Below are 24,885 nucleotides of genomic sequence, written 5' to 3' on the forward strand. Positions count from 1 at the left end.
CGCCCAACGTGGTGGCGCTTCCCCCTCCGCCTCGCAAGCAGCGCAGGAACGTCACCCAAAAGGAGCCAGCTCCATGACAACAACACTGACCAGCATCTCCGATGTGCGCCGTTTCTTTCATAACAACAAGGAGCCGATCTACTTCATCTCGGCGACCAACTTCAACCTGCTGGGGATCGGCGACTGGGTGGGGAATTTCCGCCATATCAACTACATCAACTGCTTCGATGACAAGCAGAAGAACGTCTTCGTGCCTAAGGAGAAGTTCCCGCGCGACTTCGAAAGCATCGAGGACATCAACAACTACCTGCTCGAGCATAAGGAAGTCATCGACTATATCCGTTCTCGTGGCGAGCAGGGGGTGGCTGCCTTCCTGATGTTCGACGAGCACACCGAAGAAATTTGCGAACAGCTGGGGCTGCGAGTGGCCTTCCCGCCGGCCAAGCTGCGTTCGCGGATGGACAACAAGATCGAAACGGTGCGTATCGGCAACAAGGTTGGCGTACCCAGCGTGCCCAACGTGCTGGCCAAGGTGGACAGCTATCAGCACCTGATGGAAGTCAGCAAGGAGCTGGGTACCAGCGATCTGGTCATCCAGTCTGCCTATGGCGACTCCGGCCATACCACCTTCTTCGTTTCCAATGAAGATGAGTACTACCGCCACGCCGAAGAGATCGAGGCCGAAGAAGAGGTCAAGATCATGAAGCGCATCAATTGCCGCGGCTCGGCCATCGAGGCCTGTGCAACCCGCTGCGGCACCGTGGTGGGGCCACTGATGACCGAACTGGTTGGCTTCAAGAGCCTGACACCCTACAAAGGCGGCTGGTGCGGCAACGAGATGTTCGCCGGTGCCTTCACTCAAGAAGTGCGTGACAAGGCCCAGGAATACACCAACAAGTTTGGCGAGGCGCTGCGCGAGGAAGGCTACCGTGGTTATTTCGAGCTCGACTTCCTGATCGACATGGACACCAACGATGTCTATCTGGGCGAGCTTAACCCGCGGGTTACCGGTGCCAGCTCGTTGACCAATGTGGCGGCCTTCGCGCATTCGGACGTTCCGCTATTCCTGTTTCACCTGCTCGAATTCTCGGGCCAGGATTTCGATATCGACATCCAGGCCGTCAACGATCGCTGGGCGCACCCGGATAGCATCGACAGCTGGAGCCAGCTAGTGATCAAGCACACCGATGAAACGGTGGATCTGCTGACGCAGGCGCCCCAGTCCGGCGTCTGGCGGATGGCCGTGGATGGCAGTATCGCCTTCGACCACTATGACTCGCATCCGCATGCAGCAGAGAGCGAGCAGGAAGCCTTCTTCATGCGCATCAGCGGCGTTGGCGACTTCCGCTACGAGGGGGCGGATCTCGGCATCCTGATCACCCGTGGTCGTCTGATGGACGATGACTTCCAGCTTACCGAGCGCGCCAAGGCCTGGATCGATGGCATTCGTGGCCAGTATGCCGGCCAGTCGGTGCAGGATCCGGTGGTGGAGCAGGTGGCCGTGAATCATGCGGTGGGCGGCGGCAACTTCAAGATCCTTTGATGAAGAATACCGCTATGGGACGGGCCGGCCGCCAGTGGGACGCTGATTCCCACAAGCAGCTGGCCTTCCGCACCGTCCACGAGCCACAGGCTGGCGCGAAGTGGCAATCGCTTTTCGAACTCCACTGGCCGGCGTACGAGCGCTGGTTCTTGTCGGAAGGCGAGCGGGAGCGGCCAGGTTACCTGGCCGGCTTCAATGCCATACGGCGCCACATGCCCGAGCTGCTGCCGACCTACGAGCATCTTTGTGGACTCGCCGGCGGTGGTGATCTGTCCTCGCGCATGCTGAGCCTGTATCGCCCACCGGCCTACATCACGGGGTGCTCACAGGCCGTGTTGGCCAACGGCAATAGCAATGTGCTGGTGCGCAACTACGATTATCCCCCCGAGCTGTGCGAGGGCACCATTCTTTCCTCGTGCTGGAATGGTCGTCACGTGATCGCCATGACCGACTGCCTGTGGGGCGTGCTCGACGGCATGAACGACAGCGGCTTGGCGGTGTCCTTGGCCTTCGGCGGGCGGACCGTGGTGGGCGATGGCTTCGGTGCGCCCATGATCCTGCGCTATATCCTCGAGTTCTGTGATACCACCCCTGAAGCCGCCGAGGTGTTGGCGCGGGTGCCGACGCACATGGCCTACAACATCACCGTCGATGATGCTCAGGGCCGCTATATCACGGCGATGATCGCGCCTGATCGCAAGGCCTCCATCAAGCGGGTGCCGGTGGCGACCAACCACCAAAAGAAGATCGAGTGGTATGCCCACGCCCTGGCGTCGGAGACGCTGATCCGCGAGCGCCAGCTTTCGATCCTGGTCGATGACGATGCCACCAGCGAGGAACGGCTGATTTCTGCTTTCTTCGCCCCTCCGCTTTATCGCACCGACCATCGCCGTGGATTGGGCACCGTCTATACATCCGTGTACCGGCCATTGCAGGGACGCGTGCAGTTCCATTGGCCGTCGCACCACCTTGATCTGAGTTTCACGCATTTTCCCGAGACCAATTTCATCATTCACTACGGGCCCCGACACCACGGTGCCGGCTAGCCCATCGATTACGTTGCTTGCGGGCTGAAGGCCCGTAGCAGTTGCATAATGACAAGCAGCACTGCTGGGGACGCATCATGAGCGATACGATTGGAACAGACACGCCGTATACGGCTCTGGGGTTCTACCACAAGATCTCCCAGCTTCGTGCAGATACTTGGAACGCGCTCAAGCGTGACCTTGGCAAGCTGGTTAATCTCCAGGATGAGGCCCAGTCGCGTAACCTGGTCAAGGCCGTCGATATCAAGCTGACCCGGCTTGAGATCATCGAGGACTATCACGCCTTCCCCTCCAAGGAAGACTTTCGCCATCTTTGGCACCTGTTCAACCGTCAGGAATATTCGCTGCTCGAGAAAGTGGTCAAGCGCCTCGTACGGGCGATGATCAGCGAGTCCTACCGTCGTCGCCAGGTCGACCTCAGCGAGACCGACGCCGATGCGGAAGACCTCGAGACACTGGATGCCCTGGCGCAGCTGCGTCGCGGTCACCCGACCTCCAATAGCTCTTCGCAGCCTTATTTCGAGGTGTTGATCGTCGACGCCATGTCGCTGCAGGAAGAGGAAGTGGTACGCGAGGCGTTTCATAACCTGCGGCGTCCCGAAGACAAGTTCGTCTACGACGTCGTAACGGTGCGCAGCTTCGAAGATGCGTTGATCGCGATTCTGGTCAACCCGAACATTCAGGCCTGCCTGATTCGCTACGAATTTCCCTACAAGTCGAAGTACAACCTGAGTGCACTGCGCAACTACCTCGAGGGTATCTCCGAGGTCGAGTTGGAGAGCAAGTCGGAGGCCGAACGCAGCATTCTGCTGAGTTCGATGATCCGCGAGATTCGCCCTGAGATCGATCAGTTCTTGGTCACCAGCGGCGATGTAGAGGTGACCGCAAGCCGAGATATCCGTCACTTCAACCGGATTTTCTACCGGGAAACGGATTATATCGAGCAGCATCACACCATCCTGCGTGCCATCGACAACCGCTTCCGCACGCCGTTCTTCGATGCGCTGCGGGAGTATAGCCGCAAGCCCACCGGGGTCTTCCATGCCATGCCGATCTCCCGGGGCAAGTCGATCACCCGCTCCCACTGGGCGGGGCAGATGATCGACTTCTACGGCATCAATATCTTCCTGGCGGAGACCTCGGCGACGTCTGGCGGGCTGGATTCCCTGTTGCAGCCCTATGGGCCGATCAAGAAGGCGCAAGAGTACGCGGCCCGTGCTTTCGGTTCGCGACAGAGCTACTTCGTCACCAACGGCACCTCGACGGCCAACAAGATCGTCGTGCAGGCCCTGGTAAAGCCGCGGGACATCGTGCTGGTCGACCGCGACTGCCACAAGTCGCACCACTACGGCATGGTGTTGAGCGGCGCTCACGTAGCCTACCTGGACTCCTATCCGCTCAACGATTACTCGATGTACGGCGCCGTGCCGCTGCGCGAGATCAAGAAGACCCTGCTGGAATACAAGCGGTCCGGGCAGCTCGACAAGGTCAAGATGCTGCTGCTGACCAACTGTACCTTCGACGGCGTGGTCTACAACGTGCGTCGAGTCATGGAAGAGTGTCTGGCCATCAAGCCTGACTTGGTGTTCCTGTGGGATGAGGCCTGGTTTGCCTTCGCCACCTTCAACCCGACCTACCGCCCACGCACCGCGATGCATGCCGCGCGCTATCTGCGCGATCGCTATCGCAGCGAGGAGTATGCGGCGGAATATGCGGCCTGGAAGGAAGAGTTCGATCAGTTGGACCCGAATGACGATGCCACCTGGCTCGACCGGCCGCTGTTGCCGGACCCCGAAAGCGTGCGGGTGCGCACCTATGCGACCCATTCGACCCACAAGACGCTGACGTCGCTGCGCCAGGGGTCGATGATCCACGTCTATGACCAGGACTACCGCCAGAAGGTCGAGGCGCCGTTCCACGAAGCCTACATGACCCACACCTCGACCTCGCCCAACTATCAGATCCTGGCGTCGCTGGACGTGGGGCGCATGCAGGCCGAGATGGAAGGCTTCGAGCTGGTGCACTCCCAGGTCGAGGCGGCGCTTTCGCTACGCGAGCAGCTCTATACCAACCCGCTGTTGAACAAGTACTTCGAGGTGCTCAAGAACAGTGATCTGGTGCCTGCCGAGTTCCGCCAGTCAGGGGTCGAGACCTATTACGATCCCAATGCAGGCTGGAACAAGATGGAGGAGGCCTGGGCCCAGGATGAATTCGTAGTCGACCCGACGCGTATCACCCTGTCCATCGGCAAGACGGGTATCGACGGCGACGCCTTCAAGAACGACTACCTGATGAACCAGTACGGCATCCAGATCAACAAGACCTCCCGTAATACCGTGTTGTTCATGACCAATATCGGCACCACGCGCGGGGCCATCGCCTACCTGTTGGATGTGTTGATCAAGCTAGCCAAGTCCTTTGATCGCCGCTGGGAGGAAAGCAGTCGTCCGGAGCGCAAGATCATCGAGCATCAGGTCAAGTCCTTGACCCATGATCTGCCGCCGCTGCCGGACTTCAGTCGCTTCCACGATGCCTTCCGGCCACATGTGGATGCCGGCACGCCGGATGGCGATATTCGTCGCGCCTACTTCCTCAGTTACGATGAGGAAAACACCGAGTATCTGCGTTTCGACAATGGCGAGCTGCAGCGGGCCATGAACGCGGGACGTGATGTGGTCTCGGCGAGCTTCGTGATCCCCTATCCGCCGGGCTTCCCGGTACTGGTGCCGGGGCAGGTGATCAGCGAAGAGATCCTCTACTTCCTGCAGGCGCTGGATGTCACCGAGATCCATGGCTATCGCCCGGAGCTAGGCTTGATCGTGTTCACTGAAGAGGCGCTGCTGGCGACCTCGGAGTGTTCTGAGTGACGCCTGAGGGCCGCCCTTAGTTCCATCCTCTACCGTTAAGCATCCCATCGCCCCGGCCATTCGGTCGGGGCGATGGCGTTTATGGAGCCTTCTTTTCGGCTTGACCGCTGCTGACGGTCAGGTTCGCGAGCTCAGTGGACAGAAGAATCTGCAGCTTTCGGCCGGAAGACGAAAAAAACCGCATGTCGATGGCGGCCCAACAAAAAGTCTCGTTCTCCTTGTGGCCGTACCCTGTATGCATCAGACGGCATTGGCCGTCCGGTCGTATTCAAGCGTGAGCGCCCTGGGCGCTGCTTTGCCAGGAGATATTTCATGAAAGTGTCCGCGACGATGACTCAGCGACTCGACGATCCCCGCCTGTTCCGCCAGTACGCCTACGTCGACGGCAAGTGGACCCATGGCGACGCTGGCCGGGAAGAGGCCGTGACCGATCCGGCCACTGGTGAAGTCCTGGGGCACATTCCTTGGTTGGAAGCCGACCAAATCCGCGGCGCTGTGGATGCCGCCGAGCGTGCCTTCGTCCAGTGGCGTGCGCTGCGTGCCGACGAGCGCGCCGACCGCCTGCTGGCCTGGTACGACCTGATTCAAGAGAATCGCGAGGATCTGGCCATCCTGATGTCCATGGAGCAGGGCAAGCCGCTACCGGATGCCCGTGGCGAAGTGGAGTATGGCGCCAGCTTCATCAAGTGGTTCGCCGAGCAGGGCAAGCGCACCTTCGGTGAGACCATTCCCAGCCATATCCCCAATGCGGCCCTTGGCACCATCAAGGAGCCTATCGGTATCGCTGCCCTGATCACGCCCTGGAACTTCCCGCTGGCGATGATCACTCGCAAGGCGGGCGCGGCTATGGCCGCCGGCTGCCCGGTGATCGTCAAGCCGGCCGGTGAGACGCCGTTCTCGGCGCTGGCGCTTGCCGAGCTTGCCGAGCGGGCCAGCATTCCTGCGGGTATCTTCAACGTGGTGCTGGGCGAGCCTGCCGAGGTGTCCTCGATCCTGTGCAAGGAAGAGCGCGTCAAGGCGCTGTCCTTCACCGGTTCCACGCGGGTCGGGCGGCTGTTGCTCGAACAGAGCGCCGGTACCGTCAAGCGTGTCTCGCTGGAGCTTGGCGGCAATGCGCCCTTTATCGTCGGCCCGGACATGGACCCACACGAAGCCGCGCTGGCGGCGGTGGCGGCCAAGTTCCAGACCGCCGGCCAGGATTGCCTGGCGGCCAACCGTATCCTGGTGCACGAGTCGATCCACGACGCCTTCGTCGAGCACTTCGCCGAGCGCATGGCGGCGCTGACCGTGGGCAATGGCCTGCAAAGTGAGGTGGATCTGGGCCCGTTGATTCACGGCCAGGCGGTGGAAAAGGCGTCCAGCATCGTCGACGACGCCATTTCCCGGGGGGCGACCCTGGTGGCCGGCGATCAATCGGCAGCTCCCGGCCCCAATTTCTTCATGCCGGTACTGCTGACCGGTGTGACCCGCGAGATGAAGGTCTGGCGGGAAGAGAACTTCGCGCCGGTGGCCGGTATCACCGCCTATAGCGACGATGATGAAGTCATTGCCATGGCCAACGACACCGAATACGGCCTTGCCGCCTATGTCTACACCCACGACATCCGTCGCATCTGGAAGCTGATGCGGGCGCTGGAATACGGCATGGTCTCGGTCAACTCGGTCAAGATGACTGGGCCGCCGATTCCCTTCGGTGGCGTCAAGCAGTCGGGGCTTGGCCGAGAAGGCGGCGTCAGCGGCATCGATGAATACCTGGAAACCAAGTACTACTGCCTGGGCGCCTTGGGGTCCGTTTCCGGTAGCTGAGCTTTCCACGCAGCGCGGTAAGGTGCCAAGCGAACCGTCTTTTTCAGGGATGAAAAAGCCGAGCCCCCAGGGACGGGTTCATGGCGTGTTCGCGGGCATCTTGCCAGGCGTCATGCGGCGCCACTAATTCAGAACCCCTAATCCAGAACCCTTAATCCAGAACAACACAACGCCACAACCTCCCCTTTATGCAGGGGGGACAAGAAAAGAGAGAACGAGATGAGCCAGCAGCACCAGGACCTGATTGATCGCGACCGCAAGGTCACCTTCCATGCTTCCACGCACCTGCGCGACTTTGCCCATGGCGATGCGCCGGGCCGGGTGATTACCGGAGGCAAAGGCATCAATATCGTCGATATGGACGGTCGCGAATTCATCGACGGCTTTGCCGGCCTGTACTGCGTCAACATCGGTTATGGCCGCACCGAGGTGGCTGACGCCATCTACAAGCAGGCCCTCGAGATGTCCTATTACCACACCTATGTGGGGCACTCTAACCAAGCGCAGGTCGAGCTTTCCGAAAAGATTCTCGAGCTGGCCGGTCCCGGCATGTCCAAGGTCTACTACGGCATGTCAGGCAGTGATGCCAACGAGACGCAGCTCAAGCTGGTGCGTTATTACAACAACGTGCTCGGTCGCCCGCAGAAGAAGAAGGTCATTTCGCGGATGCGTGGCTATCACGGTTCTGGTATCGCATCGGGCTCACTGACCGGCCTGAAGGCATTTCACGATCACTTCGACCTGCCGATCGATACCATCCGCCACACCGAGGCGCCGTATTACTATCACCGCGCCGCCGAGCAGGAAGGCATGAGCGAGCAGGAATTCTCGGCCCACTGCGCTACGCAGCTCGAGGAGATGATTCTCGCCGAAGGCCCCGACACCGTTGCCGCCTTCATCGGTGAGCCGGTGCTCGGCACCGGTGGCATCGTGCCGCCGCCGGAAGGCTACTGGGCAGCGATCCAGGCCGTGCTCGACAAGTACGACGTGCTGCTGATCGCCGACGAGGTGGTCTGTGGCTTCGGGCGTATCGGCACCAACTTCGGCAGCCATCACTACGGCATCAAGCCGGACCTGATCACCGTCGCCAAGGGCCTGACCAGCGCCTATCAGCCACTGTCCGGGGTGATCGTCGGCGACCGCGTATGGAAGGTGCTGGAGCAGGGGACCGGTGAATACGGCCCGATCGGCCACGGCTGGACCTACTCCGGCCATGCGCTGGGCTGTGCGGCGGGTCTTGCCAACCTCGAGATCATCGAGCGCGAGGGCCTGACCGCCAACGCCGCCGAGACCGGTGCCTACCTGCAGCAGCAGATGCAGGCCACCTTCGGGGATCACCCGATCGTCGGGCAGGCGCGTGGTGTGGGCATGCTGGCCTCGCTTGAGTTTTCCGCCAATCCGGCCAAGCGTGCCCACTTCGATCCGAGCCTCAAGGTCGGTCCGCGTATCGCCGCGGCCGCCCTCGAGGAGAACCTGATCGCCCGTGCCATGCCGCAGGGAGACATCCTCGGGTTTGCGCCGCCGCTGATCACCACCCGTGATCAGGTCGACGAGATCATCGCCCGCGCCAAGCGTGCGGTTGACAAGGTGACAGACGAGCTTACCGCATCGGGCGATCTTTGCTGATCGACGATCCGGCAAGCGAAGGCTGAAAGTCGAAGGCGCCGCCCAATGGGCGGCGTCTTTGGTCATGCGCTGGTCATGACGGCGGTTACCGCTATGGTTAGGGTCATCCGCTGAAGAATGCATGCATGAAGGAAGCGCCTATGTCTCACTCTACTCATGGCGTCACCCTGGCCGAACTCTACCGGGCGCGTAAGCGTATCACCGGCCAGGTGGTGCGCTCGCCGCTGGTCCCGTCGGCGGCCCTGTCACGTCGCTTCGATGCCGAGGTGCTGCTCAAGCTCGAGACCTGCCAGCCCACCGGCGCCTTCAAGCTGCGCGGCGCCACCAACATGATCGCCGCCCTGATCGAACGCCATGGCCGCGAGGCCTTGGCCCGCGGCGTCACTACCGCCTCTACCGGCAACCACGGCCGGGCGGTGGCCTTTGCCGCGGCGCGCCTGGGCGTGCCGGCGACCATCTGCCTGTCGACCCTGGTGCCGTCCAACAAGATCGCCACCATCGAAGCCCTGGGCGCCACCGTGACCCGCGTCGGCGCCAGCCAGGACCAGGCCTTCGAGGAAGTGGCGAGGCTGGTCGACGAGGAAGGCATGACCCTGATCCCGCCCTTCGACGATCCATTGATTGCCGCCGGCCAGGGCACCATAGGTCTCGAGTTGATGGAAGATGCACCCCAGCTCGACCGGGTCTTCGTCGGGCTCTCCGGCGGTGGCCTGCTCGGCGGCATCGGGGCGGCTATGAAGGCCATTCGCCCTGAGGTCCAGGTGACCGGGGTCAGCCTCAGTCGCGGGGCGGCGATGTGGAAGAGCCTGGAAGCCGGCCATCCGGTGGCGGTCGAGGAGGCCGAGAGCCTCGGTGATTCGCTGGGCGGCGGCATCGGCCTGGATAACCGCTGCAGCTTTGCCTTGGTCGACGAGGTGATGGACGATCACTACCAGGTCTCCGAGGCGGCCATCGCCCACGCCATGGTCGATATGCTCGAAAACGAGAAACTGTTGGTCGAAGGGGCCGCAGCGGTCGGGCTGGCGGCGATCGAGGAGCACGGTATCGACATCCGCGGCCAGACGGTGGCGCTGATCGTCTCCGGCAACGGGGTGTCCCTCGAGACGCTTGATCGAGCGCGGCACCTCGTAGGACGCTAATACGTCTGATTTGCGCAATACGACATTTTCTTATCAGGAGAGGCTCATGCAGCTATTCGACCGGGCGGCGATCAGCGCGGCCGTGACGCTGGATCAGGAGGCCCTGAACGCCGTGGAAGCGGGCTTCGCGGCCCTGGGACGTGGCGAGGCGGTACAGCCGCCGATTCTGTCCATGGCCATCGAGGAGGCCAACGGCGAGGTCGACGTCAAGACCGCGCACATTCGCGGCTTTTCCCGTTTCGCCATCAAGGTAAGCCCCGGGTTCTTCGACAACCCCAAGCGAGGGCTTCCCAGCCTCAACGGCCTGATGATGGTGTTCTCGGCCCAGACCGGTCTGGTTGAGGCGGTGCTGTTCGACGAGGGCTATCTGACCATGGTGCGCACCGCCCTGGCAGGCGCCATTGCCGCCAAGTACCTGTCCCGGCCAGACAGCCAGCGGGTCGCGGTGCTGGGGGCCGGCGAGCAGGCGCGTCGTCAGGTAGAAGCGCTGCGTCTGGTGCGCGATATAAAGGCCGTGGACCTCTGGGCGCGCCGGCCGCAGGCCGCGCATGACTGCGCCGAGCAACTGCGTGCCCAGGGGCTTGAGGTGACGGTGCATGAAAGCGTCCGTTCCGCCTGTGCCGACGCTGACATCATCGTGACCACCACGCCGTCCCAGCAGCCGATTCTCAGTGCGGCGGACCTGCCCGAGGGCGTGCACGTTACCGCCATGGGCTCGGATAGCCCCGAGAAACGCGAGCTCGAGACCAGCGTACTCACCCGTGCCGATGCCTTCGTATGCGACAGCCGAGCCCAGAGCGAGCGCAACGGCGAGCTCAAGGCCTTCGCCGGGTCCGCTGACGGGGCTGCGGCCGGCGCCGATGGCGAGGTGCCGTTCAAGGTCTTCGAGCTAGGCCGCGTGATTGCCGAAGGCCAGCGCCTGCGGCTGACGCCTGCCACCATCACCGTCTGCGATCTAACCGGCACCGGCGTGCAGGACACCGCCATCGCGGATTTCGCCCTGAGCCGCCTGAGCTGAGCCTTTTGGATCAGCAACTGCGGTGCTGGCCGCCAGCCTGGGCCCTGGGCTTGTCGCTGATGCCAAATGCGGCCAAGCTGTTGATCGGGTAAGCATGCGAGGCACTTTCTACGCCTCGGGGACTCAGTGTTAGGTGCTAGGTTTCAAGCTCTCAGTCTCGAGTACTCATTTATAAGTACTCAGTTATAAGTACTCAGTATCAAGTACAAGGATGCAAGATGAGCAAACGTGTACTGGCCTTCGATGTCTACGGCACCCTGATCGACACCCACGGGGTGATCGCTGAACTGGAAGAAACGCTCGGTGAACGAGCGGCGACTTTTTCTCAGCGCTGGCGTGACAAGCAGTTGGAATACAGCTTCCGGCGAAGCTTGATGGGGGCCTATGCGCCTTTTTCCGACTGCACTCGAGAGGCGCTGGAGTTTACCGACCGGGCCTTGGGGGCGGGCCTTACTGAGGGGCAGAAGGATCGCCTGATGGCCACTTACGGCAAGCTGCCGGCCTTTCCCGACGTTGCCGAGGCGCTGGAGCGCTTTGCCCGCGCCGGTGTGACCTGCGTGGCCTTCTCCAATGGCACCCGTGAGGCGGTCGACGGCCTGCTGAGCCAGGCCGGGCTGAGAGATCATTTCGACGACATCGTCAGCGCCGATGAGGTCAAACGGTTCAAGCCCGACCCTGCGGTCTATTCGCATCTGCGCGACCGTATGGAGAGCGAGGCGCAGGACACCTGGCTGATTTCCAGCAACCCCTTCGATGTCATCGGCGCCCGCCATGCCGGGCTGCATGCCGCCTGGATAAGGCGCAGCGCCGAGGCGCCCTTCGATGCCTGGGGCGGTGAGCCCGACGTTACGGTGGGGGATCTTTGGGAGCTTGCCGATCGGCTCATCTAGGCCTTGTCGGTATGCCGTCATGACCGTGGGGCGTTGTCGCTTTTGTCAGCGTTCGGCTCAGCGTCGAAGTGATGTCCCACCCGATGCAATACATCGAACTGAGCATTGCAGTGCCGACAGGGGCGACACATGCCGAGGTGAAGGCGCAGCGACAAGCGCTCGCCAAGGCCGAGGGGCGCATCCAGGCGCTTGGACATCAGCCGGGTCGCTTCCCGGCACAGCATCATCTTGATCATTTTCCTCGCTCCGACAGGCCGTGCTGGGGGGCATGCTCTGAGAGATAGCCGCGCTCGATGCAGGCGCGCAGGCGCAGGCGAGCACGGTGCAGGATCACCCAGCAGTTATTCTCCTTGAGCCCGGTTTCTTTACAGATATCGGCGGTGGAAAGCCCCATCAGTTCGCGCAGCGAAAACACCCGGGCGATGTTGTCCGGCAGGGCAATCATGCAGGCGTCGAAGACCTGCCAGAAATGCTCGTTGGCGAAGGTGGCTTCCGGGTCACCCCAGTCCGAGGGGCGAGCGGCGACCTGCCAGTGCCCGCTTTGCTGAAACTGTCGATCGATCGCCTCGTTATCGCCGTCGTCGACGAAGGGCTGCCACTTGCCCTGGCGGCGTTGGGCGCGCAGGGCATCGAGGATCTTGTACTTGAGGATGCCGAATACCCAGGTCTCGTAACCGGAGCGCCCCGCAAAGTCGTCATCCTTCTCGATGGCCGTGGCCAGTGCTTCCTGCACGGTATCCTCGGCCAGGGCCGGCTCCCTCAATTGCAGTCTGGCGAAGGACACCAGCCGAGGCCGCACGGCCGCCAGGCGCTGCATCCTTGCATGGGTGTTTTGCGTGGTTTCCGCGGCCATGTGATTCCCTGTCGTTGATAGCGCTTCGTATCATGACCCACTGAGACGAAACATCAAGACGAGGTATCCTGACCCTGCCAGCGGGCCACATCGGCGGGGCGGTCGACGTCCCAGACCTTGGCCGGCTGCGCGATCCGCCATCCCAGGCTGTCCGCTCTGGCAAGCGTCTGGGCAAGCACCTGATCGCTTCCCCAGTCGATATCCGTGAAAAACGCCTGACGGGGCTTGCGTAGCCCTACCAGTGCATAGCCGCCGTCTTCGGCGGGTAGCAGCACGCCGTCGTGATGGGCCAGCGCCGCGTGACAGTTGGCCAGCAACTGGGCGGTCAGCACCGGACAGTCGCTGCCCACCAGCAGCCCCGGTGCGCCCATGGCCTCGAGCGCGGTGAACATGCGCAGACCCAGATCGCCCTCGGGCTGGGGGCGCAGGCCGATGCCGTGGCGCTCGGCAAATTCCACGAACAGCGGATGGTCATGCTCGAGCCCCGTCCACAGCACGATGCGATGGGCCGGGGTGGCGGCCAGCGCGACCGCCAGGGTCTGGCGCAGCAGCGCCTCGTGTAGCCTGGCCGCGGCCTCGGGGGCGAAGGTGGGAGTCAGCCGCGTCTTGACCCGCCCGGGTACCGGGGCCTTGGCGAGAATCGCCAGAGGAAAGCCGTCGTCATGGCGATCAGCGTGCATGGCGGTACTCCTCGGCCAGTCGTTGGCAGTCCTCGCCCCGCCAGTAGCGATAGCGCAGCCGCCACATCAGCAGCATGGTCGCCCAGAGGCCATTGTTCTCCCAGCGTCGCCCGGAGCTTACCACCTGCGCCCTCAGGCAGGCCGGCTTCGACAGATGTTTCAAACGCTTGCTGATCTCGATGTCCTCCATCAGCGGTTGGTCGGGGTAGCCGTCCACGGCCTCGAAGGCGGCGCGGGTCATGAACAGGGCCTGGTCGCCGGTGGCGATGCCGGTGAGTCGCGAGCGCCAGTTCATGCAGAAGGCAATCACCCCCAGCATGCTCTGCTCACCCGATAGGCGAATGTCGAAGCGCCCCCAGCAGCGTGAACCGGACAAGGCCTTGGCGATCAGCCGGTCGGCGCGCCGGGGCAGCTTGGTATCGGCGTGAAGAAACAACAGCTGCTCGCCACGACTGGCTCGGGCGCCCAGGTTCATCTGCCTGGCTCGGCCTGGCTCGCTGGATAGCACCCGGCTGGCATGGTGCTTGGCAATCGCCACGGTGTCATCCTGACTGCCGCCATCGACGACGATGATCTCGACGCCGCACACCCACAAGCCGAGCAGGGCCGTCAGCTGAGCGTCGATGCCGGCCGCTTCGTTCAGGGTGGGAATGATGATGCTCAGGCGCGGCGGATTGGAGAGAGCGGTGGATACGGGCATGGTCACAGGCTTGGATGAGGCATGGGGAGTGCACGGGATAGGGGCGGTTGATGGACTGGGTCAATATTGGGCCCCGAGCTCTATGACCGGACCGCCGGCGGCCTTGGCATCGGCTTCATCGTGGGTAACCATCAGCGTCGGGAGGCCAAGGCGCTGCACCCGCGTGAAGACCAGCGAACGCATCTCGTGGCGAAGCGAGGCATCGAGCTTAGAGAAGGGCTCATCCAGCAGCATGGCACAGGGCCGCGAGAGCAGCACCCGCATCAGTGCCACCCGGGCCCGTTGGCCGCCGGAGAGCGTGGTCGGGTCGCGGTCGGCGAAGCCGGCCAAGCCGATTTCTTCGAGTGCTGCCTCGATCGCCTCGCCGCGTACCTGGCGGGTCGCCTTCCTTTCTCCTTTGAGAGCCTTTTTTCGAGACACGTTACGCGGCATGCCGAAGGCCAGGTTGCCGCCGACACTCAGGTGAGGGAAGAGCAGCGGGTCCTGGAACAATAGGCCCAGCTGGCGCGTCTCGGCCGGCAGGCGAGAAAGGTCCCTGTCGTTGAGCAATACTCGCCCTTGGCCGCTGAAGGCGGGCGCCAGGAAGCCGGCCAGGTAGGCGAGCAGAGTCGACTTGCCGACCCCTGACGGGCCCATCAGCGTCAGCACCTCACCCGGGGCGATACGGGTATTGAGCGACAGCAGCGGGCGACTGCCCTGATCGATACGGATGTTCTCGAGGATCAGGGAATGCCCAGTGGCAAGGTCGTCGCCCGCCGAGTGTTCCGTGCTCGTCTGGGGCGTCCCGCCAGGGGAAAAGGCATCGAGAGAGGTCACGGGTTGAGTACTCCACTTCGGTGACGCATCAGCAGACGCGGCAGGGCCAGCGCCAAAGCGAAGCCCAGGGCCGGCAGCAGCAGCTGCATCAGTGCATAGACGGCGGTCAGACGGCGGTCGCCACCGCTTGCCAGGCTGACCGCCTCGGTGGTCAGCGTGGACAGGCGGCCGGCACTCATCAGTAGGGTTGGCAGATATTGGCCGACGCTGACCGAGAACCCGACCGCCGCAGCGGTGAGAATGGGGACCGTCAGCAGCGGCAGGCGTACGCGCCAGAAGAGGCTGGCCTGAGAATGGCCAAGGCTCGCCGCCACCTGCGCCCAGCGAGGATCCAGGCGCCGATAGCTCTCGGCAAGCGACAGGAAGACATAGGGCAGCACGAAGAGGCTGTGGGCCAGAATCACGGCCAGTGCTCCCGGGGCCAGCCCGGCCTGGACCTGCAGTTGCACCAGGCCGAACAGGAAGGCCACCGGCGGCACGACCAAGGGCAGATACAGCACCAGTTCCGCCCAGGCGGCCATGCCGCGGTGGCGCAGATGCTCGGCTTCCAGGGCACCGACGGTCAATAGCAGCGACAGCCCGGTGGCGGCGAGGCCGATCAGTGCCGTTTGGGTCAGCGGCTCCTTGAGCCCGGGCAGCGCTCCCTGCCAGGCGTGATAGCTCAACGGACTTGGCAGTGCCGCCGGGAAGGGCCACCAGGCCGCCAACGACCACAGCACCAGCCCCATGAGGCTGCCGCCCAGCAGAAGCACGGCCAGCAGGGTGGCGAGGCCGCCGGCACCGGCCCAGAGGCGATCACCGGCCTCACGGCGCCCACCGGTCAGGGCGGTGCGGGAGAGGCTGGCGACCAGCCGTTCGCCGAGCCACCAAAGGCCGAGCGCCGCCAGGGTCACGCCGAGCTGTAACAGCGCCGCCGCCGAGGCGACAAAGCGCATGGAAAGGTCCGGGTCATTGATCCAGCGCACCACCGCCACGGCCAGCGGCGGTGGCGTGGTGGGGCCGAGGATCATGGCCACTTCGACATTGGCGGAGGCGAAGGCTATCACCGCATAGATCGGCAGACGAATCAGCGGGTAGAGCCCCGGCAGCACCGCCTTGGCGAAGGCGGTCACCGGTGCATAGCCCAGCGACCGGGCCAGCCTCAGCCGTGCCTGGGCCTGGCACTGGGGCAGGGCGGCCAGGCTCATCAGCAACAGAAAGGGCACTTCCTTGATGACTAGGCCGATGATCAGGCCCAGTCCCCAGGGGTCGCCGGGGAACAGATAGTCCGGTGGTGTGTCCCAGCCGCTTGGCCAGGGCGAAAGCAGGCGGCTTGCAAGCCCCGAGGGCGCGAGCAGGAAGGCGATGCCGATAGCGGCGGCGGCATGCGGCACCGCCAGCAAAGGGGACAGCAGACGCCGTACCAGGGCCAATGCCCGCGTCTCGGCGAAGGCGCCGAGAAACAGCATGACGATGGCAAGCGAGATCAGCGCACTGGCAAGCCCGGCGCTCAGGCTCAGGCGCACCATATCGGCAAGCCCTGGTGTCGCCACCAGGGTGCGCCAGTGCTCGAGGGTCAGTTCATTGCCGCCGAGCGCCGGCAGCCAGCCCAGTGCCGGGGCCAGCACACCGGCGAGTCCCCCGGCCACCGGCAGGCTGAGCAGGGCCATGGCCAGCCAGGGGATGGTGCGAATGGTCGGTGAGAAGAGGCGCATCGAATCACTGGTTGCCGTAACGCTCGAGCCAGGCTGCCTCGAGGCGTTCCATCCAGCTCGGGTGCGGCTCGGGAAGCGTCTTCGACAAGGCATCGGCGGGCAGGGCGGCCGGGTTGTCACTGTCGTCGATAAAGGTCACCCGCTCCTTGTTGCTCAAGGCGCTCATGTCTAGCACCGTCCGGTCCCCCCACACGGCCGGGTCCTGCTTGTGCGCCTGGGCCTCTGGCGAGAGCAGGAAGTTGGCGGTGACCAGGGCACCGGCCTTGTGGCTGGCATTGAAGGGAATGGCCACGAAGTGGACGTTGCCCAGAGTGCCGCCATCCAGCACATAGCTGCGGGTGGTGGGCGGCAACTGGAAGTCGGCCACGGCTGCCGCAGGCTCGGAGGGAATGAAGGTGAAGGCCAGGCTCAATTCGCCATCACCCATCAGGCGCTTCATTTCGGGGCCACTGGTCGGGAAGTTGCGTCCTTCGCGCCACAGGTAGGGGTGCAGGGTGTCGAGATAGTCCCACAGCGGGGCGGTAATGGCGGCGAAGTCACTCTCCTCGACCGGCTGATAGAGCGGCGCGGTGTCTGGCGTCAGCTCGATAAGCGCCTGCTTGAGGAAGGTGCTGCCGGTAAAGTCGGGCACCAGGGGATAGGTGAAGCGACCCGGATGGGTGCGTGCCCAATCGAGCAGTTCGGTCATGGAGCCCGGTGGGGTCTCGACCCGGGCGCTGTCGTAGTAGAAGGTTAGCTGTGCCTTGCCCCAGGGCGCCTCATAGCCCTCGGTGGGAACCGTGAAGTCGACGCGTACCTCCGGGTTGGCATCGGCACGGGTCAGCGCGTAATTAGGCAGGGCCTCGGCGAAGGGGCCGAACAGCAAGTCGTTGTCCTTCATGGCGGCGAAGTTCTCGCCGTTGATCCAGATCAGATCGATGGCACCCTCATCGAGGTTGCCGGCGGCCTTTTCGGCGATGACCCGCGATACCGCCGTGCTGGTATCGCTGAGCTTGACGTGTACCAGCTCGATATCGTGGCGTGCCTCGAGTTCATCGGCCACCCAGGACAGGTAGTCGTTGGTGCGGCTGTCTCCGCCCCAGGCATTCCAGTAGACCGTCTGACCTTGGGCGGCCTGTTCGATGGCCGCCCAGTCGTCCAGTGCCAGCGCGTCGTCCTGGGCGAGGCTTGGTAGGGCAGTGGCGAGCGCGGCGGCGCAGAGGGCGGCGCTTGCAAGCGAGCGGCCGCAAGAGCGAGTGAAGGCGCCCTGGCGGGCTAAGAGAGCTGTCCGATGCATGGCGAGAGTCCTTGTGATGATCTTGTAGGATGATGAGCATTGCACAGTAAGGCGCTTGAGAAGGCGCGTCAGGCCAGGCCGCTGTCATCGGCCAGTGCCCGCCACTCATGGCGAACCCGGGCAATGACATCTGGCGACAGGTAGTGCTCGACCCGGTCGGCGACGCGCGCGATCAGCGCGGGATCACTGAGTTCCGACGACCAGTCTTCGCCTGCCGCACTGGCATCTCGGGCCCTTTGTTGCTCGACCTGCCACTTGGCGCACCAGGTCACCGACCACAGCCACATGGCGCGGCGACACTGCATCAGTTCCTCGGCATCGGTGCGTGCGTCTTGCTCGGCCATGGCGGCAGCCCAGGCACGGTGAAAGGCACGTACCTGGGCAATGCTCAGTTCGGCATGGCTGTTCGGGTCCCAGGTGGTCGAGGTGTATAAGCTCGCATGGGCTAGGTCGAAGCCGGGCAGGCTGTAGCGGCATTTTTCCAGGTCAACGAGCATCGCGCGACCGTCGTCCTGAATCAGAAAGTTGCCGGGGTGGGCATCGAAACTGATCAGCGACTGACTGGCCGGCGGCGCCTGGCGGCACCATTGCTCGAGGTCTGTTAGGTCACCGGAAAGCTGGCGGTGAACCTCGGGGGCGATCTTGGCTCGGTCGAGATAGACGGCCTGCTGATGAAGCTCCGCAAGCATGGCCGCCCAGGGATCATTCGGCGCCTGCAAGGGCGCTCGCTGAGAGGCCGGTGGCAGCGGCTGTGCGTGCAGGCTGGCAAGGGCCTTGGCGATCGCCGACAGGTCATCGGGCAGCCGGGCGTGGCGGCCGCGGATCGCCGACACCAACAGGCCGCCTCGCGGCAGGGCATCGCTCGTGGGGAGCACCGCCCTGAGGGCCGGCGTATGGCCGCCCTGGCTTGCTCGTGTGAAGCAGGCCGCCTGATAGGTAAGGTTGTCATCACCGGCCAGGCGCATCTGGCTCTGTTTGGGCAGCCGCGCTACCCAGTCCTCGCCGCTGTGGCGGGACAGCCAAAGATGGGCGTGAGCCAGGCCGGTGTCGGCCATCGGGGTCAGAGCCGTTAGCTCACCATCGAGGCCCGCCTCGATGAGGGCCTGATGTAGTGGCTGGCGCAGCGAGGCGATAGCCTCTGTCGAGGCAGCAGTGTCCGTGTCGAGCATGATGGTCTCGGCTCAGGAAAACAAAGGGTGATGGAACTTGGTCGAGCGTCGTCGCCAAAGCTTACAGTCTTTTTGTCACAGTAACTGACTCGGTGTCAGCGGGCTGGGTAGACAGTCACAACCGCTGAATGGAAATAAGTGCGGCGCTGACATGATCGTGGAAGCTTGAGCCGCGTGAAGCGACTAAGGTAATGGCATCCCCTCATGTTGATGGATGTTGCCATGTCGTCAGTCTCTTCAGTGTCTTCACTACCTAACGCTGCCGTCGCCGATGATCGCGCGCTGCCCTTTCAGCGCTATAACCGGCCGGAGCTTTTACGCATCGGCCTGGTGCTGCTCGACACCGATTACACCCTGGAGCGGGACTGGCATCGACTGGTCGGGGACGACATGGAGCTTTTCTGCACGCGCATGCCTACCCATGCCGAGGTGACCCCCGAGGCTCTCAAGGCGCTCGAGGCGGGTATCACCCCAGCGGCGGCGACGCTGGTACCGGGGCTTCCGCTTCATACCCTGGCATTCGGCTGCACCTCGGGGGGATTGTTGATTGGCGATGTGGCGATTGCCGAGCGCCTGCATGCCGTGCGCCCGGAGGTGGCGGTCACTCACCCCTGGCTCGCCATCCGTGCCGCCCTCGAAGCGCTGGAGGCGCGACGTATCGCCGTACTGACGCCCTATGTGCGTGAGGTCGATGATGCCTTCCTTGCCGCCTTCAGCGCGCAAGACATCGAGGTCGCGGCCATCGGCGGCTTCCGTCTCGATCACGATCCGGACATTCCGGCGGTGGACCCCGCCTGCCTGGGGGATGCGCTGGCGACGCTGCTCGAGGGGGCGGGGCCAGTCGATGCGGTGGTCTTGCCCTGTACCAACCTGCGTGCGCTGGATGTGCTCGACGAGCTCGAGCAGCGCTTCGGTGTGCCCTGCGTCTCGAGCAATCAGGCGCTCTATTGGCATGCGCGCTGGATCGCCGGCCGGCCTACCTGCCAGGCAGGCTTCGGCCGGCTTTTGTCTGGAGTTTGAAAGTCCGGTTTTGAAAGTAGGGTTATGAAAGTAGATGAAGGCGAGGCTATGAGGATGAGTCTTTGCAAGAGAGAGGCATGAGGACGGCGGAAATCACGCGGCTATGAGGCTGACTATTCGGCCCGGGTAGGATGGATCTTGACTATGTTGTAAGAGAAAGAGGCTAGCCGGGTCCGCGGCTCAGGCGGGCGGTGAAGGATGCCTTCGCCTGGCACGGCATCTTTGGGTGCCAGCCTACAGGGAAGGGGGCAGATGTCATGCAGGTCATCACATCCCAGCGCATACGACGCCGTTGGCTGTGGCCGAGCCTCACGGCTCTGCTGCTCGGGGTGATGCTTGCCTGGCTGGGGCCGGTTCTTGCCCAGCAGGATGCGCGTGATCGTTTGGGCCTGGTGATGACCCTGGATGGCGCCGTTGGGCCCGCCACCGCTGACTACTTCATTCGTGGCCTGCACCGGGCCCGGGACGCCCAGGCGGAACTCGCGATTCTTATCCTGGATACGCCCGGCGGGCTCGATGCCTCGATGCGCGACATGATCAGTGAGATGCTCGCTTCACCGGTCCCGGTGGTGGTCTATGTTGCACCCGACGGCGCGCGAGCGGCCAGTGCCGGCACTTATCTCTTGTATGCCAGCCATGTGGCGGCCATGGCCCCCTCGACGCACCTGGGGTCGGCCACTCCGGTGAGTATGGGCGGTGGCGGTCTGCCCGGCCTTGGCGACGAGGCCCCCGCGACCGATGAGGAAGATGCAGGGAATGCGGCGCCGGACAAGACCAAGGGCGGCGAGGCCGCGACGAGCGCCGATGCGTCCGGCGGTGCTGGTGCTGCCAAGAGCACCGATACTCAGGTTGTAGACGCCCGGGCTTCAGGCTCTGTGACTTCGAACTCTGTGACTTCGGACTCTCAGGCTTCAGGTTCTCAGTCGGCAGACGACCCCGCCGCCGACGCCCCGAAACGACGGGGTACTACCGCGATGGAGCGCAAGGTACTCGAGGATGCGGTGGCCTATATCCGCAGCCTCGCCGCGCGACACGGGCGTAACGCCGACTGGGCCGAACTCGCCGTGCGAGAGGCGCGCACTCTGACGTCTCGAGAGGCCCTCGAGCAGGGCGTGATCGATGTGCTGGCCCGCGACCTCGACGATCTGCTGATTCAGGTCGATGGTCGGACCGTGGTCATGGCCAGCGGTGAACGGGTGCTGGACAGCGCCGGCCTGACCCTCGAGCGCTTTGCCCCGGACTGGCGCACTGAGCTCTTGTCGGTAATCAGCGACCCCAACGTTGCCTACTTCCTGATGATCATCGGCTTCTACGGGCTGATCTTCGAACTGGCCAACCCCGGCAGTCTGGTGCCCGGCACCATTGGCGTGATCTCACTGTTGCTGGCGTTGTTTGCTTTTCAGGTGCTGCCGGTCAACTTTGCCGGCCTGGCGCTGATCCTGGTCGGCCTGGGGCTGATTGCCGGGGAGGCGCTGATGCCCAGCTTCGGCATTCTCGGCATCGGCGGTATCGTGGCCTTCGTGATTGGCTCGGTGATCCTGATGGATGCCGAGAATCTGAGTGTTTCGCTGCCGCTGATCGGTGGTGTGGCAGGACTCGCTGCGGCCCTGCTGCTGTGGATGATGGTCCATTTCATGCGTCTGCGCCGGCGCCCCGCGCGGACCGGAAAGGAAGAGATGCTGGGCACCGAGGCCAGAGCGCTGGAGGACTTCGACGGCGATGGTCATGTATGGCTGCACAACGAACGCTGGCGGGCTCATGCTTGCGAGCCGGTGCGTAAGGGGCAGGCCCTCAGAGTGGTGCGCCTTGAGGGCCTGACCGTTGAGGTCGAACCGATCGAGGAATCATCACCAGAGACTTAGGTGTGGTCTGAGGGGACGTCGAGCCTAGGCATTCATCAGATGAAGCCGAGCCATTGGGGCCGCTTTCATCCAAGGAGGTGTGAGCCATGTGGATTTCCTATCTAGTGCCGGTGGTGTTGCTGATCATGCTGCTGGCGGCATCGATTCGCATCCTGCCGGAATACAAGCGCGGCGTGGTGTTCTTCCTGGGGCGCTTCCAACGGGTCATGGGGCCGGGGCTGGTATTCATTATTCCCGCCGTTCAGCGGATGCAGGTGGTCGATCTCCGTGTGATCACCATGGATGTGCCGGGGCAGGATGTGATTTCTCAGGACAACGTCACCGTCAGGGTCAATGCGGTGCTGTACTTCCGGGTAGTCGATCCGGAGAAGGCCATCATCCAGGTCGAGCACTATGTCAATGCCACCAGCCAACTGGCCCAGACCACCCTGCGCTCGGTGCTTGGCAAGCACGAGCTCGACGAAATGCTTTCCGAGCGTGACAAGCTCAATAAGGACATTCAGGAGATCATCGATAGCTCCGCCGAAGGGTGGGGCATCAAGGTCGCCAACGTCGAGATCAAGCACGTCGATCTCGACGAGAGTATGATCCGCGCCATCGCCCGCCAGGCGGAGGCGGAGCGCGAGCGGCGCGCCAAGGTCATCCATGCCGAAGGCGAGCTGCAGGCCTCGAAGAAACTGGTCGAAGCCGCCAATGTGATGTCTGAAAACTCGGCAGCGCTGCAACTGCGTTACCTGCAGACCATGAGCGACATGAGTAACAAGAATGCCTCAACCATCTTCTTCCCGCTGCCCATGGATGTCATGCAGGCTTTCCGGGACATGGGCGAGTACCGACGGTCTCCGTCGCCTCGGTCCGATTCCAGGGGCGATGACAGTAGTGACGAGGTAAGTGGCTAGTAACTGATGAGTCAATCGTGAGGTTGCCCTGGCAGTCACCTTAGCCCCATCGTCGCTTCTCCCGGGGGTGCAGGCCGCACAGCCAGCTGTTAGAATTCTGCGCTTGTCGAAAAGACGTTGATAACACCAAGGTCGAGGGTCGCCGTGACGGTCCTGGCCTGCAAGTTACGGGATGATTCTCTGTGGCAGCAGATATGATAGTTACTACTTGGCATTGCCTGCCGGTCACTGGCAGTACCCCGCCCTAGCGCTCCCTTCCCATCCTGTCGCTGTCTTCATGGCAGCGTCATCGCTTGGCGTCATCCTGGCGCCAACCGTGCTGATTAGCGACACGCTTTGCTGCGTCTCCGGTCTGCCTGTGCTGGCAGGCTGAAACTAGTGTCGCGCTTAACGCAGCTCCCATATCTCGACGTCATCGCGCGCCACGCGCTTCGCGCCTCCGGGCATGACATGGACCTACGACTGGACCGCAGAATGATCCGATCAATCAAGCAAGACTGGTTTTCCAACATCAAGGGCGATTCGCTATCGGGAATCGTGGTGGCGCTGGCGCTGATTCCGGAGGCCATTGCCTTCTCGATCATCGCGGGTGTCGACCCCAAGGTCGGCCTCTATGCTTCCTTCTGTATTGCCGTGATCATCGCCTTCACCGGCGGGCGGCCGGGCATGATCTCGGCGGCGACCGGCGCCATGGCGCTGCTGATGGTGACCCTGGTCAAGGAGCATGGGCTCGAATACCTGCTGGCGGCGACCCTTTTGACCGGGGTGTTGCAGATCGTGGCTGGCTACTTGCGGCTCGCCGACCTGATGCGCTTCGTGTCGCGCTCGGTGGTCACCGGCTTCGTCAATGCCCTGGCGATCCTGATCTTCATGGCCCAGTTGCCCGAGCTCACTGACGTGACCTGGCATGTCTACGCCATGACGGCCGCTGGGCTCGGCATCATCTACCTGTTCCCGCTGGTCCCGGTAATCGGTAAGGCCCTGCCGTCTCCGCTGGTGTGCATCCTGGTGCTGACGGCGGTGTATATCATCTCGGGCATGGATATCCGCACCGTCGGTGATATGGGCGAGCTGCCGGATACCCTGCCGGTCTTCCTGTGGCCGGACGTGCCGCTGAACCTCGAGACCCTCTGGATCATCCTGCCCTACTCGGTGATGCTGACCGTGGTGGGCCTGCTCGAGTCGATGATGACCGCGACCATCGTCGATGACCTGACCGATACGCCTTCCAACAAGAACCGCGAGTGCAAGGGCCAGGGTGTTGCCAACATCGGCGCCGGCCTGCTCGGCGGCATGGCGGGCTGCGCGATGATCGGCCAGTCGGTGATCAACATCAAATCCGGTGGGCGCGGTCGCCTGTCGACCTTGGTGGCCGGCGTGGTGCTGCTGCTGATGGTGGTCTTCCTGTCCGACTGGGTCTCGCAGATTCCCATGGCCGCGCTGGTAGCGGTGATGATCATGGTTTCCATCGGTACCTTCAGCTGGGCCTCGATCCGTGATCTGAAGAAGCATCCGCTGAGCACCAATATCGTCATGCTGACCACCGTGGTGGTGACCGTCAGCACCCATAACCTGGCGATGGGGGTCTTCGTCGGTGTGCTGCTGGCCTCGCTGTTCTTCGCCAACAAGGTCGGCAATATTCTCTATATCGGCTCCGAGGCTACCGAAGACGGTCGCGGCCGTCGTTATCAGGTCGTCGGGCAGGTGTTCTTCGCCTCCGGGGAGCGCTTCATGGGCGCCTTCGACTTCAAGGAAAGCGTCGAGCGCGTGGTGGTCGATCTATCTCGGGCACATTTCTGGGATATCACCGCCGTCGAGGCGCTGGACAAGGCGGTGCTCAAGTTCCGCCGTGAAGGCACCGAGGTCGAGGTGATCGGCCTCAATGAAGCCAGCGCGACCATCGTCGACCGCTTCGCGGTCCACGACAAGCCGGACGCCGTCGACAAGCTGATGGGCGGCCACTGAGCCGCGAAGTGCGCCG

The 24,885-nt window shown here is 63.2% G+C and carries 20 protein-coding genes; 12 read left to right on the forward strand and 8 right to left on the reverse strand.

Features of this window, described 5'->3' with window-relative positions:
• Positions 1-73: 73 nt before the first annotated feature.
• The 8 genes from BLR71_RS00405 (at position 74) to BLR71_RS00440 (ending at position 11,935) form a co-directional block, all read left to right on the forward strand.
• Positions 74-1,543 carry a biotin carboxylase gene (locus tag BLR71_RS00405; protein WP_092521985.1) on the forward strand — a complete coding sequence of 490 codons (1,470 nt, stop codon included), beginning with the start codon at positions 74-76 and terminating at the stop codon, positions 1,541-1,543.
• Positions 1,543-2,589 carry a C45 family autoproteolytic acyltransferase/hydrolase gene (locus BLR71_RS00410; RefSeq protein WP_245696295.1) on the forward strand — a complete coding sequence of 349 codons (1,047 nt, stop codon included), beginning with the start codon at positions 1,543-1,545 and terminating at the stop codon, positions 2,587-2,589. Before BLR71_RS00405 ends, BLR71_RS00410 begins: the two co-directional genes overlap by 1 nt.
• A 77-nt stretch (positions 2,590-2,666) precedes the next feature.
• Positions 2,667-5,456, forward strand: coding sequence for an aminotransferase class I/II-fold pyridoxal phosphate-dependent enzyme (locus BLR71_RS00415; RefSeq protein ID WP_092521987.1), 2,790 nt, complete (start codon positions 2,667-2,669; stop codon positions 5,454-5,456).
• Between the two features lie 312 nt (positions 5,457-5,768).
• Positions 5,769-7,262: an NAD-dependent succinate-semialdehyde dehydrogenase gene (locus tag BLR71_RS00420; protein WP_092521989.1), complete on the forward strand. Its 1,494-nt coding sequence runs from the start codon at positions 5,769-5,771 to the stop codon at positions 7,260-7,262.
• 219 nt (positions 7,263-7,481) lie between these two features.
• Positions 7,482-8,888 carry an aspartate aminotransferase family protein gene (locus tag BLR71_RS00425; RefSeq protein ID WP_092521991.1) on the forward strand — a complete coding sequence of 469 codons (1,407 nt, stop codon included), beginning with the start codon at positions 7,482-7,484 and terminating at the stop codon, positions 8,886-8,888.
• Between the two features lie 140 nt (positions 8,889-9,028).
• On the forward strand, positions 9,029-10,027 hold the full coding sequence (gene eutB, locus BLR71_RS00430; RefSeq protein WP_092521993.1) for a hydroxyectoine utilization dehydratase EutB: 999 nt from the start codon (positions 9,029-9,031) through the stop codon (positions 10,025-10,027).
• A gap of 46 nt (positions 10,028-10,073) precedes the next feature.
• Positions 10,074-11,045, forward strand: a complete 972-nt coding sequence (locus BLR71_RS00435) for a cyclodeaminase (protein WP_092521995.1) — start codon at positions 10,074-10,076, stop codon at positions 11,043-11,045.
• 218 nt (positions 11,046-11,263) lie between these two features.
• Positions 11,264-11,935 (forward strand): haloacid dehalogenase type II, encoded by a 672-nt coding sequence (locus BLR71_RS00440; protein WP_092521997.1) that lies wholly within the window; start codon positions 11,264-11,266, stop codon positions 11,933-11,935.
• 17 nt (positions 11,936-11,952) lie between these two features.
• Here the strand turns inward: BLR71_RS00440 and BLR71_RS00445 are convergent, their stop codons facing one another.
• From BLR71_RS00445 to BLR71_RS00480, 8 genes are all read right to left on the reverse strand, one after another.
• Positions 11,953-12,171, reverse strand: coding sequence for a zf-HC2 domain-containing protein (locus BLR71_RS00445; RefSeq protein ID WP_245696296.1), 219 nt, complete (start codon positions 12,169-12,171; stop codon positions 11,953-11,955).
• Positions 12,168-12,788, reverse strand: coding sequence for a sigma-70 family RNA polymerase sigma factor (locus BLR71_RS00450; protein WP_092521999.1), 621 nt, complete (start codon positions 12,786-12,788; stop codon positions 12,168-12,170). The genes BLR71_RS00445 and BLR71_RS00450 overlap by 4 nt, the downstream gene beginning before the upstream one ends.
• Before the next feature lie 53 nt (positions 12,789-12,841).
• Positions 12,842-13,468, reverse strand: a complete 627-nt coding sequence (locus tag BLR71_RS00455; RefSeq protein ID WP_092522001.1) for a TIGR04282 family arsenosugar biosynthesis glycosyltransferase — start codon at positions 13,466-13,468, stop codon at positions 12,842-12,844.
• Complete coding sequence (locus BLR71_RS00460) at positions 13,458-14,168, reverse strand: TIGR04283 family arsenosugar biosynthesis glycosyltransferase (RefSeq protein ID WP_092522003.1); 711 nt, start codon at positions 14,166-14,168, stop codon at positions 13,458-13,460. Before BLR71_RS00460 ends, BLR71_RS00455 begins: the two co-directional genes overlap by 11 nt.
• 60 nt (positions 14,169-14,228) lie before the next feature.
• A complete protein-coding gene (locus BLR71_RS00465; protein WP_245696318.1) occupies positions 14,229-14,894 on the reverse strand; it encodes an ATP-binding cassette domain-containing protein in 666 nt (221 codons plus the stop codon).
• A gap of 86 nt (positions 14,895-14,980) precedes the next feature.
• Positions 14,981-16,678 carry an ABC transporter permease gene (locus tag BLR71_RS00470; protein WP_092522007.1) on the reverse strand — a complete coding sequence of 566 codons (1,698 nt, stop codon included), beginning with the start codon at positions 16,676-16,678 and terminating at the stop codon, positions 14,981-14,983.
• 4 nt (positions 16,679-16,682) lie between these two features.
• On the reverse strand, positions 16,683-17,954 hold the full coding sequence (locus tag BLR71_RS00475; protein WP_092522009.1) for an ABC transporter substrate-binding protein: 1,272 nt from the start codon (positions 17,952-17,954) through the stop codon (positions 16,683-16,685).
• A gap of 68 nt (positions 17,955-18,022) precedes the next feature.
• On the reverse strand, positions 18,023-19,123 hold the full coding sequence (locus BLR71_RS00480) for a phosphotransferase family protein (RefSeq protein ID WP_092522011.1): 1,101 nt from the start codon (positions 19,121-19,123) through the stop codon (positions 18,023-18,025).
• Between the two features lie 222 nt (positions 19,124-19,345).
• Here BLR71_RS00480 and BLR71_RS00485 point away from each other — a divergent pair, with 222 nt between their 5' ends.
• From BLR71_RS00485 to BLR71_RS00500, 4 genes are all read left to right on the forward strand, one after another.
• The gene (locus BLR71_RS00485; protein WP_092522013.1) at positions 19,346-20,143 is read left to right on the forward strand and encodes a maleate cis-trans isomerase family protein; all 798 of its coding nucleotides are present in this window, start codon (positions 19,346-19,348) and stop codon (positions 20,141-20,143) included.
• 257 nt (positions 20,144-20,400) lie between these two features.
• Complete coding sequence (locus tag BLR71_RS00490) at positions 20,401-22,005, forward strand: NfeD family protein (protein ID WP_092522015.1); 1,605 nt, start codon at positions 20,401-20,403, stop codon at positions 22,003-22,005.
• 86 nt (positions 22,006-22,091) lie between these two features.
• Complete coding sequence (locus tag BLR71_RS00495) at positions 22,092-22,904, forward strand: slipin family protein (protein WP_092522017.1); 813 nt, start codon at positions 22,092-22,094, stop codon at positions 22,902-22,904.
• 474 nt (positions 22,905-23,378) lie between these two features.
• On the forward strand, positions 23,379-24,869 hold the full coding sequence (locus tag BLR71_RS00500; protein WP_092522019.1) for a SulP family inorganic anion transporter: 1,491 nt from the start codon (positions 23,379-23,381) through the stop codon (positions 24,867-24,869).
• The last annotated feature ends 16 nt before the right edge of the window (positions 24,870-24,885 follow it).

Source organism: Onishia taeanensis (assembly GCF_900100755.1).
In the GTDB taxonomy this organism is placed as follows: Bacteria; Pseudomonadota; Gammaproteobacteria; order Pseudomonadales; family Halomonadaceae; genus Onishia; species Onishia taeanensis.